Annotated in this window: 13 protein-coding genes; all 13 read left to right on the top strand. The window is 63.8% G+C overall.

From position 1 onward, the window contains the following. The first annotated feature begins 7 nt into the window (after window positions 1–7). The 13 genes from ACWGS9_RS01745 to ACWGS9_RS01685 all read left to right on the top strand — a co-directional run bounded on the left by ACWGS9_RS01745 (window position 8) and on the right by ACWGS9_RS01685 (window position 13,499). A complete protein-coding gene (locus ACWGS9_RS01745) occupies window positions 8–1,609 on the top strand; it encodes a di-heme oxidoreductase family protein (RefSeq protein ID WP_454503596.1) in 1,602 nt (533 codons plus the stop codon). Beyond that, window positions 1,609–2,688, top strand: coding sequence for an imelysin family protein (locus ACWGS9_RS01740; protein WP_454503595.1), 1,080 nt, complete (start codon window positions 1,609–1,611; stop codon window positions 2,686–2,688). Before ACWGS9_RS01745 ends, ACWGS9_RS01740 begins: the two co-directional genes overlap by 1 nt. 3 nt (window positions 2,689–2,691) lie before the next feature. Next, the gene (locus ACWGS9_RS01735; RefSeq protein WP_454503594.1) at window positions 2,692–3,807 is read left to right on the top strand and encodes a DUF1513 domain-containing protein; all 1,116 of its coding nucleotides are present in this window, start codon (window positions 2,692–2,694) and stop codon (window positions 3,805–3,807) included. Between the two features lie 126 nt (window positions 3,808–3,933). Then, window positions 3,934–4,623: a tRNA (adenosine(37)-N6)-threonylcarbamoyltransferase complex dimerization subunit type 1 TsaB gene (tsaB, locus tag ACWGS9_RS01730; protein WP_454503593.1), complete on the top strand. Its 690-nt coding sequence runs from the start codon at window positions 3,934–3,936 to the stop codon at window positions 4,621–4,623. Next, entirely contained in the window at window positions 4,623–5,117 is a 495-nt protein-coding gene (locus tag ACWGS9_RS01725) for a GNAT family N-acetyltransferase (RefSeq protein ID WP_454503592.1), read from the top strand. Before tsaB ends, ACWGS9_RS01725 begins: the two co-directional genes overlap by 1 nt. 126 nt (window positions 5,118–5,243) lie before the next feature. Beyond that, on the top strand, window positions 5,244–6,044 hold the full coding sequence (gene olsA, locus ACWGS9_RS01720) for a lyso-ornithine lipid O-acyltransferase (protein WP_454503591.1): 801 nt from the start codon (window positions 5,244–5,246) through the stop codon (window positions 6,042–6,044). Window positions 6,045–6,231: 187 nt separating this feature from the next. Then, on the top strand, window positions 6,232–7,611 hold the full coding sequence (miaB, locus tag ACWGS9_RS01715) for a tRNA (N6-isopentenyl adenosine(37)-C2)-methylthiotransferase MiaB (RefSeq protein ID WP_454503650.1): 1,380 nt from the start codon (window positions 6,232–6,234) through the stop codon (window positions 7,609–7,611). Window positions 7,612–7,747: 136 nt separating this feature from the next. Continuing rightward, the gene (locus ACWGS9_RS01710; protein ID WP_454503649.1) at window positions 7,748–8,740 is read left to right on the top strand and encodes a PhoH family protein; all 993 of its coding nucleotides are present in this window, start codon (window positions 7,748–7,750) and stop codon (window positions 8,738–8,740) included. 11 nt (window positions 8,741–8,751) lie between these two features. Then, window positions 8,752–9,249, top strand: coding sequence for an rRNA maturation RNase YbeY (ybeY, locus tag ACWGS9_RS01705; protein ID WP_454503590.1), 498 nt, complete (start codon window positions 8,752–8,754; stop codon window positions 9,247–9,249). A gap of 27 nt (window positions 9,250–9,276) precedes the next feature. Then, on the top strand, window positions 9,277–10,353 hold the full coding sequence (locus tag ACWGS9_RS01700; protein ID WP_454503589.1) for a hemolysin family protein: 1,077 nt from the start codon (window positions 9,277–9,279) through the stop codon (window positions 10,351–10,353). A 342-nt stretch (window positions 10,354–10,695) separates the two neighbouring features. Further along, a complete protein-coding gene (locus tag ACWGS9_RS01695) occupies window positions 10,696–11,166 on the top strand; it encodes a VOC family protein (RefSeq protein WP_454503588.1) in 471 nt (156 codons plus the stop codon). A gap of 183 nt (window positions 11,167–11,349) precedes the next feature. Beyond that, window positions 11,350–12,936, top strand: a complete 1,587-nt coding sequence (lnt, locus tag ACWGS9_RS01690; protein ID WP_454503587.1) for an apolipoprotein N-acyltransferase — start codon at window positions 11,350–11,352, stop codon at window positions 12,934–12,936. Between the two features lie 140 nt (window positions 12,937–13,076). Beyond that, window positions 13,077–13,499 carry a helix-turn-helix domain-containing protein gene (locus tag ACWGS9_RS01685; RefSeq protein ID WP_454503586.1) on the top strand — a complete coding sequence of 141 codons (423 nt, stop codon included), beginning with the start codon at window positions 13,077–13,079 and terminating at the stop codon, window positions 13,497–13,499. Window positions 13,500–13,616 lie beyond the last annotated feature (117 nt).

Raw genomic sequence — 13,616 nt, 5'->3', positions numbered from 1 at the left:
TGCGGGAATGCGGCGCCCCGTAGATTTTTCGCGCCGTTCGCGTCGGGCCGGAAACGACGGCCTGTCGTTTCAACAGACCCCGCGATACCGGATTTGTCTCGGGGCATCGCTTTTGCTGGCAATCATGCTTTCCGCATCCGCCTGGGCCGGTGCGCCAGCCGATCTGCCGACAAGCCGGACCGACCTGACGCCGAAGGATCAGGCGCGGGTCCTTGCGGTCACCAAGCCAACGACCGATTTTACCAAACCCGAGCAGTTCGAGTTGATGCAGGGCGGCGCCGGCACGTCGCGCAAGGACGTCAACCGCGATGCCTTCTCGCAATCCTCGGCCAACATCACCTTCGAGGAGGAGGGCAGCTTCAAGCTCGGCAACGCGCTTTTCCGCAAGAACTGGGTGTCGTCGCCGTCTTCGACCCAGGCTTCGGATGGGCTCGGCCCGCTGTTCAACGAGCGCGCCTGCCAGAACTGCCACCTGAAGGATGGCCGCGGGCGTCCTCCGGAAGGCCCGGTTGGCTCGACATCGATGTTTCTTCGGCTCGCGCGCGACGCCGGCAGCGCCGAGGAAAAGGCAGCGCTTGCCGACCGCAAGCTGCTGAACTTTCCCGATCCGGTCTATGGCGCGCAATTGCAGGACCTCGCGGTCCCCGGCCTCAGGGGCGAGGGCCGCATGCGCGTCGACTACAGGCAAGAAAAAGTTACGCTCGGCGACGGCGCCGTCGTTGCGCTGCGCAAGCCAAGCTATTCTGTCGAAAATCCGGGCTATGGCCCGCTCGATCCGCGCACCACGCTCTCGCCGCGCCTGACGCCGCCGATGATCGGGCTCGGTCTGATCGAGCAGATTGCACCGGCCGATATCCTTGCCCATGCCGATCCGGACGATCGTGACGGTGACGGCATTTCGGGCAGGCCGAACATCGTGCGCGATGAGTTGAGCGGCGTGGTGACTTTGGGTCGCTTCGGCTGGAAGGCGCAGACCGCCTCGATCCGCCAGCAGGCGGCCGATGCCTTTGCCGGCGATATCGGTATCTCGACCCCGGAAATGCCGAAGCATTGGGGCGATTGCAGTGAAGCGCAGCAGGATTGCCGTGCCATGCCGAACGGCGTGCAGCAGCGTCTCGGCACGGCCGAGGCGCCGCCGCCGGTGATGGACCTCGTCACCTTCTATTCGCAGAACCTGGCCGTCCCGGCGCGGCGCGATCTCGACACACTGCAAGTGCTTGCCGGCAAGAAACAGTTCTACGATATGGGCTGCATTTCCTGCCACACGCCGAAATTCGTCACCATGCGCGGCACACACAGCAAGGCGCAGTCCTTCCAGCTGATCTGGCCCTATTCCGACTTCCTGCTGCACGACATGGGCGAGGGTCTCGCCGACGGGCAACGGGTGGGGGAAGCGAGCGGCAGCGAGTGGCGCACCCCGCCGCTTTGGGGCATCGGGCTCACCGCGATAGTCAACGGCAATGCTTTTTATCTACATGACGGCCGCGCCCGCACGCTTGCCGAGGCGATCCTGTGGCATGGCGGCGAGGGCCAGAAGGCACGCGACCGCTTCGCCGGAGCCCCCGCGGCCGATCGTGATGCGCTGATCAAATTCCTGCAGTCGCTCTGATGTCGACACGCCTGGCCGCCGCGCTTGCCCTTCCGCTTCTTCTGGCCGCCGCCTTGCCCGCATCGGCCGCGGTCAAGGCCTCCGATCTCATAGGCCCCGCGATCGACGGTTTCGTCCGCCCGGCCTATGCCAGTCTCGACGAGCACGCGGCGGGCCTGGCCGAGGCGATGCACCAGCTTTGCGAAACGCCATCCGAACAGAATCTCGAAGTAGCGCGTTCGACGTTTTCCGCAACGGTCGAGGCCTGGTCGGTGGTCGAGATCATTGCCTTCGGACCGATCAAGGAAAACAACCGGCTGGAGCGCATGCTGTATTGGCCGGACCGCAAGAGCATCGGTCTGCGGCAGGTGCAGTCGACGCTTGCCGCCAAAGATCCCTCAGCCACCGATCCGGCGCAACTGGCGCAAAAGAGCGTGGCCATGCAAGGTCTCGGCGCGCTCGAATACGTGCTTTACGGCGATGGCGCCAAAACGCTCGTCAGGAAGGACGATCCCTATCGCTGCGCCTATGGCGCCGCGGTTGCCGGCAACATCGAAACGATCTCCGGCGAGGTGCGCGATGCCTGGAACAAGTCCGACGGCTTCGCGTCGCTCTGGGCCAATCCGGGGCCGAAGAACCCGCTCTACCGCGACGGCGCCGAAGCCGTGACGGAACTGGTCGGCGTCTTCATCAACGAGCTGGAAATGATCCGCGACGTGCGGCTCAAGGGCTTTCTCGGCGCCAAGCCCGATGCCGACAGGCCGAAGCAGGCGATCTACTGGCGCTCGCAGAACACGATGGCTTCGCTGGCCGGAAACCTGTCCGGCGTCGACGAGCTGTTCCAGGCTTCCAAGCTTGGCGATGCGCTGCCCGCCGATGCGCAATGGATGGCCGGATCCATCCACATCCAGCTCGTCAATGGCGTGACCACCGCGAAATCCGTCAGCGGCCCGATCGACAAAGCGCTCGCCGATCCGGCGCTGCGCGACAAGCTGGATCAATTCGCGCTGGTAACCTCCAGCCTGTCGACCTTGATCGCCACCAGGATGACCGCCGAGTTCGGCCTGACCGCCGGCTTTTCGTCGCTGGACGGGGATTGAACGATGATGTGGCCAGGTACACAGCTCATCGACCGCCGCGATTTCCTGCGGGCCGCGGGCGCGAGTTTCGCCGCCATCATGACGCCGCGCGCCTGGGCCGACACGCTGGCGGTGGATGCGGTGTTTGCCACGGCCTTCGTCAAGCGCGACGGAAGCTTCGGCGCCGCCGTGCTTTCCGAGGCCGGCAAGATCCTGCACACGGTCGATCTGCCGGACCGCGGCCATGACGTCACCTTCGATCCGGTGTCGAAACGCTCGGTTGTCTTCGCTCGCCAGCCCGGCACTTTCGCTGTGGTCTTCGACCATGCCGGACGCGACAAGCCTTTGACCATAGCCAGCATCGCCGGCCGGCATTTCTTCGGCCATGGCGTGTTTTCGCCCGATGGTGCCTTGCTTTATGCGACCGAGAACGACTTCGTCAACGCCGCCGGCGTCGTCGGCATCTACGACGCGCGCGCCAGGTTCAATCGCATCGGCGAGTTCCCGACCTACGGCATGGGGCCGCACGAGCTGCTACTGCTCGGCGATGGCCGAACGCTCGCCATTGCCAATGGCGGCATCGAAACCCATCCCGACTATGGCCGCGCCGAGCTCAACATCGCGACGATGAAGCCGTCCTATGCGCTGGTCGACAGCATCACCGGCGACCTGATCGAAAAGCACGAATTGCCGCCGGCGCTGCATCAGCTTTCGATCCGCCACATGGATCGCGACAAGGCGGGCACGGTCTGGTTCGGCTGCCAATATCGCGGGCCGGCAACCGACCGTCCGGCACTGGTCGGCCGTGCCGCGCGCGGCAACGAGCTCGAACTGCTGGAGATGCCGCAGGACGTGCTTTCCGGCTTTCGCAACTATATCGGCTCTGTCGCCGCCAATGCCGCGACGGGTACGGTCGCCGTCACCTCGCCGGAAGGAAACTCGCTGGCCGTCATCGACGCCGCCAGCGGGCGCGTGGTCGCGACCAGATCGCTGATCGAGGTCTGTGGCCTGGCGCCCGACGGCGCCGGCTTCATGGCAACGACCGGCGCCGGCGAGATCGTCGGCGGCGCCGGCGCGACCCGTTCCGAATCGGACTATGTCTGGGACAACCACATGCTGCGCATTGTCGCGACGGCGTGATCGCCGCGCGTAGAAGCAAAGCCGCTTAACATTTCTGCGCCCTGGCCCTTGCGATGGCGGGCCATGCCGGGCACAGGGAATTGTGTTTCGGTCCAGTTCGTTAACCGGTCATATGAAGCTGCTCATATGAAGTTGCTCGCCATCGACTGCGCCGCCAACCTCTGCGCCGCCTGCATCTATGACACAGGCGCGGGAGCGGAGCTTGGCCGCGAGGTGCTTGATCTCGGCAAGGGCCATGCCGAGCATCTGATGGCCGTCATCGAAGCTGCTTTGAAAGCCGCCAGCACCGGCTATCACGACCTTGGCGCTATCGCCGTCTCGATCGGACCGGGCTCCTTCACCGGCCTGCGCGTCGGCGTCTCGACCGCGCGCGGCCTGGCGCTGGCGCTGAAAATCCCGGCGATCGGCGTGACGACGCTGGAAGCCCTGGCGGCGGAGGGTGCGAATACCTTTCCCGGGCGCGCGGTGCTTGCCGCGCTCGATGCCGGCCGCGAGGAAATCCATGCGGCGCTCTATGACAAAGCGTTAGCCAAGGCTTACGGACCTTCGGTAACCACGCTTGCCGAGGCAACGACCATGGCTATCGGCGCGCAAGCGGTTTTTGTCGGGACCGCCGCGCCGCAGATTGCCGCGGCGGCCGGGCGTGCCTTCGACACTGGCCCGGTTGCCGCCACCGCCGACATTGCGACCTATGCCAGGCTGGCCTCGGCAAAGGGGCCGGGCGAAAGGCCGAAGCCGCTCTATCTGCGCGGTGCCGACGCCAAACCGCAGGCGGGTTTCATCCTGCCAAGGCAGGATAAGGGATACGATTCCTGATGCGCATACCGTTCTTTCAGCCGCGCCGCAGGGACTATGCCTTGGAACCGCTGACGGTTGCCGACAGCGCCGCTGTTTCGGTCCTGCATCGAGAGGATTTCGTGCGGCCATGGACCGATGGCGAATTCGCCGCGCTCCTCGAACAGGATACAGTCTTCGGCTATGCGGCGCGGGAAACCGGCCAAGGCGCCAAGCCGCCGGTCGGCTTCGTCCTGGCCCGGCTCGCCGCCGGCGAGGGCGAGATCCTGACCGTGGCGGTCGCCCGTACGCATCGCCGCCAGGGTCTCGGCTGGCAATTGATGGACGCGGTGCTGCGCGAACTGCATGCGCAGCGCGCCGAAGCGCTCTTCCTCGAGGTCGACGAGACCAATGCGCCGGCGATCGGGCTTTACCGCAGGCTTGGCTTCCGCCAGGTCGGTCACCGGCCGAACTATTATCGCTCGACCGAGCACGGTCCGACCGGCGCGCTTGTCATGCGCCGCGATCTTCGCTAGCCACAGTCGCGCATGACCCCGAAAATCGGCTCCGATTTTCGGAAAGGATCATGCGCCAAGTGGGAGTGTTACAGCGTCCTTTGCGCGCCCAAGGCGCGCGGCGCTGTAATGTTAGGGCCGGAGCGAATGATCAAGAAGTTACGGATTTTCCTGGCGCTCGGCTATGTCGTCGTCTGTTCACTGGTGCTGGTGCCGCTGCAGATCCTGTCGATGAAGACGGGGCTCTGGCCCGAAACTTTCATCCTGAAAATCTGGCACGGCATGATCCTACGGGCGCTTGGCACGCGGGTCCATGTGAAGGGCGCGCTGGCCAAGGAGCGCCCTCTGCTGGTGGCGGCCAACCACATTTCCTGGACCGATATCATGGTGCTCGGTTCCTTTGTCGATGTGAAGTTCATCGCCAGGGCCGATATGGAGGGCTGGCCGCTGATCGGCATGCTGTCCAAGCTGCAACGCACCGTCTTCATCGAGCGCGAGCGCAAGCGCACCTCCGGCGACCAGGCAAGCGAGATCGCCAGGCGTATGGCCAAGGGCGATGCCATGGTACTGTTCGCCGAAGGCTCGACCGGCGACGGCAATCTCGTGCTGCCGTTCAAGAGCACGCTGTTCGGCGCGGCCTCCATGGCGATTTCGGAAGGCGCGGCGGAACAGGTCTTCATCCAGCCCGTGGCGATCGCCTATACGCGGTTGCACGGCATGCCGATGGGCCGGCGCCACCGCCCGATGGTCTCCTGGATCGGCGACCAGGATCTGATGCCGCATCTCAAGGGTCTGCTTGCCGAGGGTGCGATCGATGCCGAGGTGCATTTCGGCGAGCCGGTGCCGTTCTCCAAGGGCTCGAACCGCAAGGAAACGGCAAGGCTGATGGAAGCCAGGGTGCGCGAGATGATGCAGGCCGTCCTCGCCGACCCGGCCAAGAGCCGGTAATCAATGCATGTCGCCCAAAAGTGTGCAGCGGCTTTGGGATAACGACATGCACAAAAGGGAAGAGGCCTGAGGCGCGTCTTGCTCAGTCCATACAGCACGAGGCGCTTCAGGCAAAATCGTCTGTTTTTTGTCACGGAAAGGCGGTAGAAGCCGCCCGATGGAATTGAACACGATTGAAAGCCACGACATGGGCGGTGCCACTGAGCATCAGCCGGTGCCCGCCAGGGCGGCGAAAAAGGTCTTCGTCAAGACCTATGGCTGCCAGATGAACGTCTACGATTCCCAGCGCATGACCGATGCGCTGGCCGCTGACGGCTATGTCGCCACCGACGTCGTCGAAGACGCCGATCTGGTGCTGCTCAACACCTGCCATATCCGCGAAAAGGCGGCGGAAAAGGTCTATTCGGAGCTTGGCCGCATCCGCGACATGAAAGCAGAACGCGCCGAAGCCGGCCGCGAGCTCTTGATCGGTGTTGCCGGCTGCGTGGCGCAGGCCGAAGGCGCAGAGATCATCCGCCGCGCCCCGGCGGTCGATCTGGTCATCGGCCCGCAAACCTATCACCGGCTGCCCGATGTGTTGGCCAGGGTCCGTGGCGGCGAAAAGATCGTCGAGACCGAATACGCCATCGAGGACAAGTTCGAGCATCTGCCGCAGCCGAAGCGCGCCGAGCTTGCCAGGCGCGGCGTCACCGCCTTCCTGACGGTACAGGAAGGCTGCGACAAGTTCTGCACCTTCTGCGTGGTGCCTTACACGCGCGGCTCCGAGGTCTCGCGTCCTGTGGCGCAGATCGTCGCCGAGGCCGAGCGCCTGGCTGAAGCCGGCGTGCGAGAGGTGACGTTGCTCGGCCAGAACGTCAATGCCTGGCACGGCGTCGGCGAGAATGGCCAGGAATGGGGTCTCGGCCGCCTGCTGTTCCGGCTTGCGGAAATCCCCGGCCTGGCGCGGCTGCGCTACACCACCAGCCATCCGCGCGACATGGACGACGAATTGATCGCCGCGCATCGCGACCTGCCGGCGCTGATGCCCTATCTGCATCTGCCGGTGCAGTCTGGCTCCGACCGGATTTTGAAGGCTATGAATCGCCGCCATACGGCGCGCGACTATCTGGCGCTCATCGGGCGCATTCGCGCCGCCCGCGCCGATATCGCCATGTCCGGCGACTTCATCGTCGGTTTCCCCGGCGAGACGGATGAGGATTTCGAGGCGACGCTGAAACTGGTGCGCGAAGTGAACTATGCCTCGGCTTTCTCGTTCAAATACTCGCCGCGCCCCGGCACACCGGGCGCCGAAATGAATGGCCATGTCCCTGAAGCGGTGAAGGACGAGCGTCTGCAGCGTCTGCAGGCTCTGCTTCTCAAGCAGCAGCAGGATTTCGGCTTGAGCCTGGTCGGCAGGACCATCGGCACGCTGATCGAGAAGCCTGGCCGGCAGGCTGGCCAGAAAGTTGGCCGTTCGCCCTGGCTGCAGCCGGTTATTGTTGACGACAAGGCTGGCGGAATCGGTGACATTATCGACGTACGAATCACAAGGACCGGCTACAACAGCCTGTTCGCCGAGTTGGCCTGATGCATGTCGTCCAAAAGTGCTCGCGGTTTTGGGACAACGACATGCATAGCCACAAGCCTCGGCAGATGAGGAGAGACGGTTGAGCGCTGCTGAACTGAAGAATCCGCCCCAGAGCCAGGCGTCCGGGGCCTCCGATATGGCGCACATCGTACTGACCTTCGACAACAACAAGCTTGCCAGCGCCCTTTACGGTCAATTCGACGAGAATTTGGCCCGGCTTGAGCAGAAGCTCGGTGTCGACATACGCTCGCGCGGCAACCAGCTTACGATCAAGGGCTCGGCGGCAGCCTCCGAACAGGCGCGTCGCGCGCTGGATACGCTCTATGGCATCCTGCAAAAGGGGGTCGATATCGGCCAGTCGGATGTCGACGGCGCAGTGCGCATGGCGATCGCCGCCGACGACCAACTGACGCTGCCGACGCTGGAGCGCAAAGGCAAGGTCTCGGCTGCCCAGATCGCGACGCGCAAGAAGACGATCTATGCCCGCTCGCTCAACCAGGACGCCTATATGCGGGCGTTGGAGCGCTCCGAAATGGTGTTAGGCATCGGTCCTGCCGGCACCGGCAAGACCTATCTGGCGGTGGCGCATGCTGCGATGCTCTTGGAGCGCGGCATGGTCGAGCGCATCATCCTGTCGCGCCCGGCCGTCGAGGCCGGCGAGCGGCTGGGCTTCCTGCCTGGCGATATGAAGGAGAAGGTCGATCCGTATCTGCGGCCGCTTTACGACGCGCTCTATGACATGATGCCGACCGACAAGGTCGAGCGGGCGATCGCGGCCGAGGTGATCGAGATCGCGCCGCTGGCCTTCATGCGCGGCCGCACGCTGGCGCATGCGGCGGTGATCCTCGACGAGGCGCAGAACACCACGCCGATGCAGATGAAGATGTTCCTCACCCGCCTTGGCGAGAACTCGCGCATGATCGTCACCGGCGATCCGACCCAGATCGATCTGCCGCCCAACACCAAGTCGGGACTTGTCGAGGCGCTGCGCGTCCTCGACGGGGTCCCCGGCATCGTCACGGTCCGCTTCAACGAAGGCGACGTTGTCCGCCATCCGCTGGTTGCCGAGATCGTCAAGGCCTATGATCGCGACGGCAAGCTGGCGAGAGGGCTCGGCGCCGAAAGCTGATCAAAGGCCGCATGGCTGAAGACACCAAATCCCCTGCCGGAATCCCGGTCGATATCGATATTTTCGTCGAGGCCGGCGACTGGCCCGCGGAAGCCGAACTGACGCGTCTGGTCGAGCGCGCCGTCGCGGCCGCCTTTGCCGAAACCGGCGCCAGCGGCGCCTCCGAGCTCAGCATCGTCTTTTCCGACGATGCCCATATCCAGACGCTCAATGCCGGATGGCGCGGCAAGGACAAGCCAACCAACGTCTTGTCTTTTCCGGCTTTTTCGGCTCCGAAAGGCGGCCCGTTGCCGCCGATGCTGGGCGATATCGTGCTGGCTTCCGAGACGGTGGCGCGCGAGGCCACTCTGGAAGACAAGCCGATTGCGAACCATATCACTCATCTCGTTATCCATGGCCTGCTGCATCTTTTGGGCCATGATCACGAGACCGACGCCGAGGCCGAGGAGATGGAAGCGATCGAGCGCGCCGCGCTCGCGAGGCTTGCCATTCCCGATCCCTACGCGTAACAAAAAAGCTCAATTGACCCGATGGCGATGAACGACACACCAGAAACTGCCGCCCGTCCGGACGCCGGCAGTGCTGCCAAGTCTTCCGAAAAGACGGAAGAGGGCTCCAGTCCGAGTATTGCGACCGGCAGCGCGGGCGCGGAGCCGACGCATGCCGGTCCTTCTCTCTTCGACCGTGTGCTCGGCTTGTTCCGGCACCGCAACGGCACCAGCCTGCGCGAGGAGATAGCCGGCGCGCTTGCCGAAACGGCGACCGATGCCGGCGCTTTCTCGCCCGGCGAACGCGCCATGCTCAACAACATCCTGCGCCTGCGCGAGGTGCGGGTCGAGGACGTCATGGTGCCGCGCGCCGATATCGAGGCGGTCGAGATCAACACGACGCTTGGCGACCTGCTCGGCCTTTTCGAGCAGTCCGGCCATTCGCGCATGCCGGTTTATTCCGAGACGCTCGACGATCCGCGCGGCATGGTCCACATCCGCGACGTGCTCGCCCACATCACCAAGGTCGCCCGCGTCAAGAAGGGCCGCACGAGCCGCAAGACGCCGGCGACGGCCGCGCTCGACCTCGCGCAGGTGGATCTCGCCCGCACCATCGGCGATCTCAACTTGATCCGCCAGGTGCTGTTCGTGCCGCCGTCGATGCTGGCCTCCGACCTGATGGGCCGCATGCAGACGAACCGTACGCAGATGGCGCTGGTCATCGACGAATATGGCGGCACCGACGGCCTCGCCTCGCTGGAAGACATCGTCGAGATGGTGGTCGGCGACATCGAGGACGAGCACGACGACGACGAGCCGATGATCACCCGGACCGGCGACGGCGTCTTTGTCGTCGACGGCAAGGCCGAGATCGACGAGGTCGCCAAGATGATCGGCGAGGATTTCGCCGCCGGCGAACACGGCGAATATGTCGACACTATCGGCGGCATGATCTTCAACACGCTCGGCCGCGTCCCGGCCAGGGGCGAAGTGGTGCAGGCGATTCCCGGCTTCGAGTTCCATGTGCTCGACGCCGACCCGCGCCGCGTCAAGCGCGTGCGCATCGTGCAGAGCCCGAAGGGCGAGCGGCAGCGCCGCCGCGCCGCCCGCACCGAACAGGCCTGATATCCTGGAGCAATTCCAGGAAAAGTGCGTAGCGGTTTTCCGTCCGGAATTGCGTAAGACAAAAACTTGGAGCGCAATTCCAGGAAAAGTGCGTAGCGGTTAGGCTCGGCGCCTTCGCCGTAGCCTTCCGTCCGGAATTGCGTAAGACAAAAACTTGGAGCGCAATTCCAGGAAAAGTGCGTAGCGGTTAGGCTCGGCGCCTTCGCCGTGGCCTTCCGTCCGGAATTGCGTAAAGACAAAAACTTGGAGCGCAATTCCAGGAAAAGTGCGTAGCGGTTAGGCTCGGCGCCTTCGCCGTGGCCTTCCGTCCGGAATTGCGCAAAGACAAAGACTTGGAGCGGCATGCCGATCGACGATCCGTTCAAGCACGCGGTCCTGGGTTCGGGCGTTTTCTATAAGGATCCACGCGCGGCCTTGGCCTGGCTGCAGGCCGCCTTCGGCTTCGAGCCGAGCATGCTGGTGAGCGACGCCGACGGTCGGCTTGTGCATGCCGAAATGCGCTTCGGCGACGGCTACATCATCGTCGATTCCGAATGGACCGACCACGTCGCCAGTCCCGCATCCGTCGGCGGCAGGAATACGCAGGCCGTCTATGTCCGTCTGCAGCAAGACCTTGACGCTCATTGCGAAAAAGCACGCATGGCGGGCGCGGAAATTCTTGAAGAACCGGCGGACCACTTCTACGGCGAACGGCAATATCGCGCCCGCGACCCCGAGGGCCATATCTGGACATTCACCCTAACCGTGCGCGTTGTCCTGAAGGACGAGGCCGAGCAACTGAGCGGCCTGCGGATCGAGGGCTGGCACCGCTGAGCATTTTGCAGCCAAGCGGAATCGCATGGCGTTGCGGAAATGCGGCTAAAACAAAGAGCTATAGCGGGATACTGTTCCCGCTATAGCGCAACCGTGTTCAGGCCGCGCGCCTATCTGGATTGGATCGGGCAGCGCAGCCTGTTAAATCTCTAACTCCCTGATTCGCGCGACTTGGGAAGTTGAATGCAGCGCTTTGCCGGCCGGATAATTCTGCTGTGGGGGTGGCGGCGGGCGCTGGTCGCGTTTGCCGCCGGCGCGCTCGCGGTGCTTGCCCAGGCGCCTTACGACTTTTTCGCCGTCTGCTTCGTTTCGTTCCCGGTTCTGGTCTGGCTGCTCGACGGCGCCACCGGCGAGGCTTCCGATGGCTGGTTCAGGCGCCTGAGGCCGGCTTTCGCCACCGGCTGGTGGTTCGGCTTCGGCTATTTCCTCGCCGGTCTCTGGTGGATCGGCCAGGCATTGCTGGTCGAGGCCGACAGCTTCGCCTGGGCCTTGCCCTTCGCCGTTGTCGGCATCCCCTTCGCGCTGGCTTTCTTCTATGGCTTTGCCACCGTGGTGGCGCGGCTGTTCTGGAGCAGCGATGTCGGCCGCATCGCCGCCCTTGCCTTCGGTTTCGGCCTTGCCGAATGGCTGCGCGACTTTCTCTTCACCGGCTTTCCCTGGAACGCCGTCGGCTACGCGGCGATGCCGGTGCCGCTCTTGATGCAGAGCGTGTCGGTGACCGGCATGATCGGCATGAACGCGTTGGCGGTCTTCCTGTTCTCCCTGCCGGCACTCGTCGTGGCGCGCCGCCATCTGAGACTGGGCGTCGCCCTGTTCGTCGTCCTTGTCGCCGCTCATGTCGGCTTCGGCTATTTCAGGCTCGTCGCGCCGGTCGAACCGACACGCTCGATCGATGTCCGCATCGTCCAGCCCGCGGTCGATCTCAGCGAAAAATGGGACGCCTCGGTGCGCGACCGCATCTTCGCAACTTTGCTGGGGATATCGGGGGAAGCGCCGGTAGACGGCCACGCCAGGCCGCAGCTCATTCTGTGGCCGGAAACATCGGTGCCGTTCCTGTTCACCGAGCGTCCGGACGCGCTGACGGCGCTAGGCGACATGTTGGCCGACGGCCAGATGCTGATCGCCGGTGTCGTGCGCGAGGAGGGCGGATCGGCGAATGCCCGCAGCCGCTATTACAATTCCGTCATGGCGATCAACGACAAGGGTGAGATCGTCGATGCCGTCGACAAGGTGCATCTGGTGCCGTTCGGCGAATACCTGCCATTCGCCGACCTGTTCGAACGCTTCGGCATAGGCCAGCTCGTTGCCGGGCCGATGAATTTCGCCGCCGGCAACGAACGCCATCCGATCAGCGTGCCGGGCGGCCTGCGCGCCGCTCCGTTCATCTGCTACGAGGTGATCTTTCCCGATCTGGTTGCAGTTGACGCAGCGTCAGCTGAGCTTATTGTGAACGTCACCAACGACGCTTGGTTTGGCGACACGCCAGGCCCGTATCAGCACTTCAGGCAGGCCCAGATTCGTGCGGTGGAGAATGGATTGCCTCTGTTGCGCGCGGCTAACAATGGCATCTCCGCCGTAGTCGATTCGCGCGGGCGCATTGTCGATGCGCTGGCCGTCAATGCGCGCGGCGCCATCGACGCGCATGTGCCGATTTCCGGCCACGCGCTTTTTCCTGCCGGCCAGCGGCGAGTTAACGGATTGCTGATCATGTTGGTGCTTGCTCTGGCGGCCTTCACATTGAATGTAAGGCAGCGGCTACGGGTGAATTGACAGTCGGCACATTAGAAACTCATACTGTAACGCCTAAAATTTTCTCGAAGTCGGTTGGAGGGTTCTGTTGGGGCAGGTGGCTCCGGCTTCATATGGGCGGAACAAAATAGAAAAAGCCGGAAAAATTCGGCGAGGAAAAAATGACAGAAGAGAACAAGAAGAAGCCGAATCCGATCGATATCCATGTCGGGAGTCGCATCCGGCTGCGTCGCAATATGCTTGGAATGAGCCAGGAAAAGCTGGGTGAAAATCTCGGCATCACGTTTCAACAGATCCAGAAGTACGAAAAGGGCACGAACAGGGTCGGCGCTAGCCGTCTGCAGGCGATCGCCTCCATCCTGAGCGTTCCCGTCGCCTTCTTTTTCGAGGACGCCCCCGGCGAGGAGACCGGCGGCGGCAATCGGGGATTTGCCGAAGACTCCTCGATGGCGTTCGCCATCGAATTCTGCGGCAGTCCGGAAGGGCTTCAGCTCAACCGGGCCTTTGTCAAGATCGGCGACGTCAAGGTCCGCCGCAGGATCATCGATCTGGTGAAGGCGCTGTCCGCCGACGACGCCGAATGATTTGTCTCATGCCGCCGGCGGTGACACCGCCGGTGGCATAGCCGGCTTTGCCGACATTCATGCCAGATCCGTCGCGCCGCTTGACGAGCAGCGCCCGGCACCGCTAACACGTGGCGC

Source organism: Mesorhizobium sp. Arg314, assembly GCF_053714275.1.
Note: the sequence above shows the minus strand (reverse complement) of the source record. Positions and strands in the feature narration are given on the sequence as shown.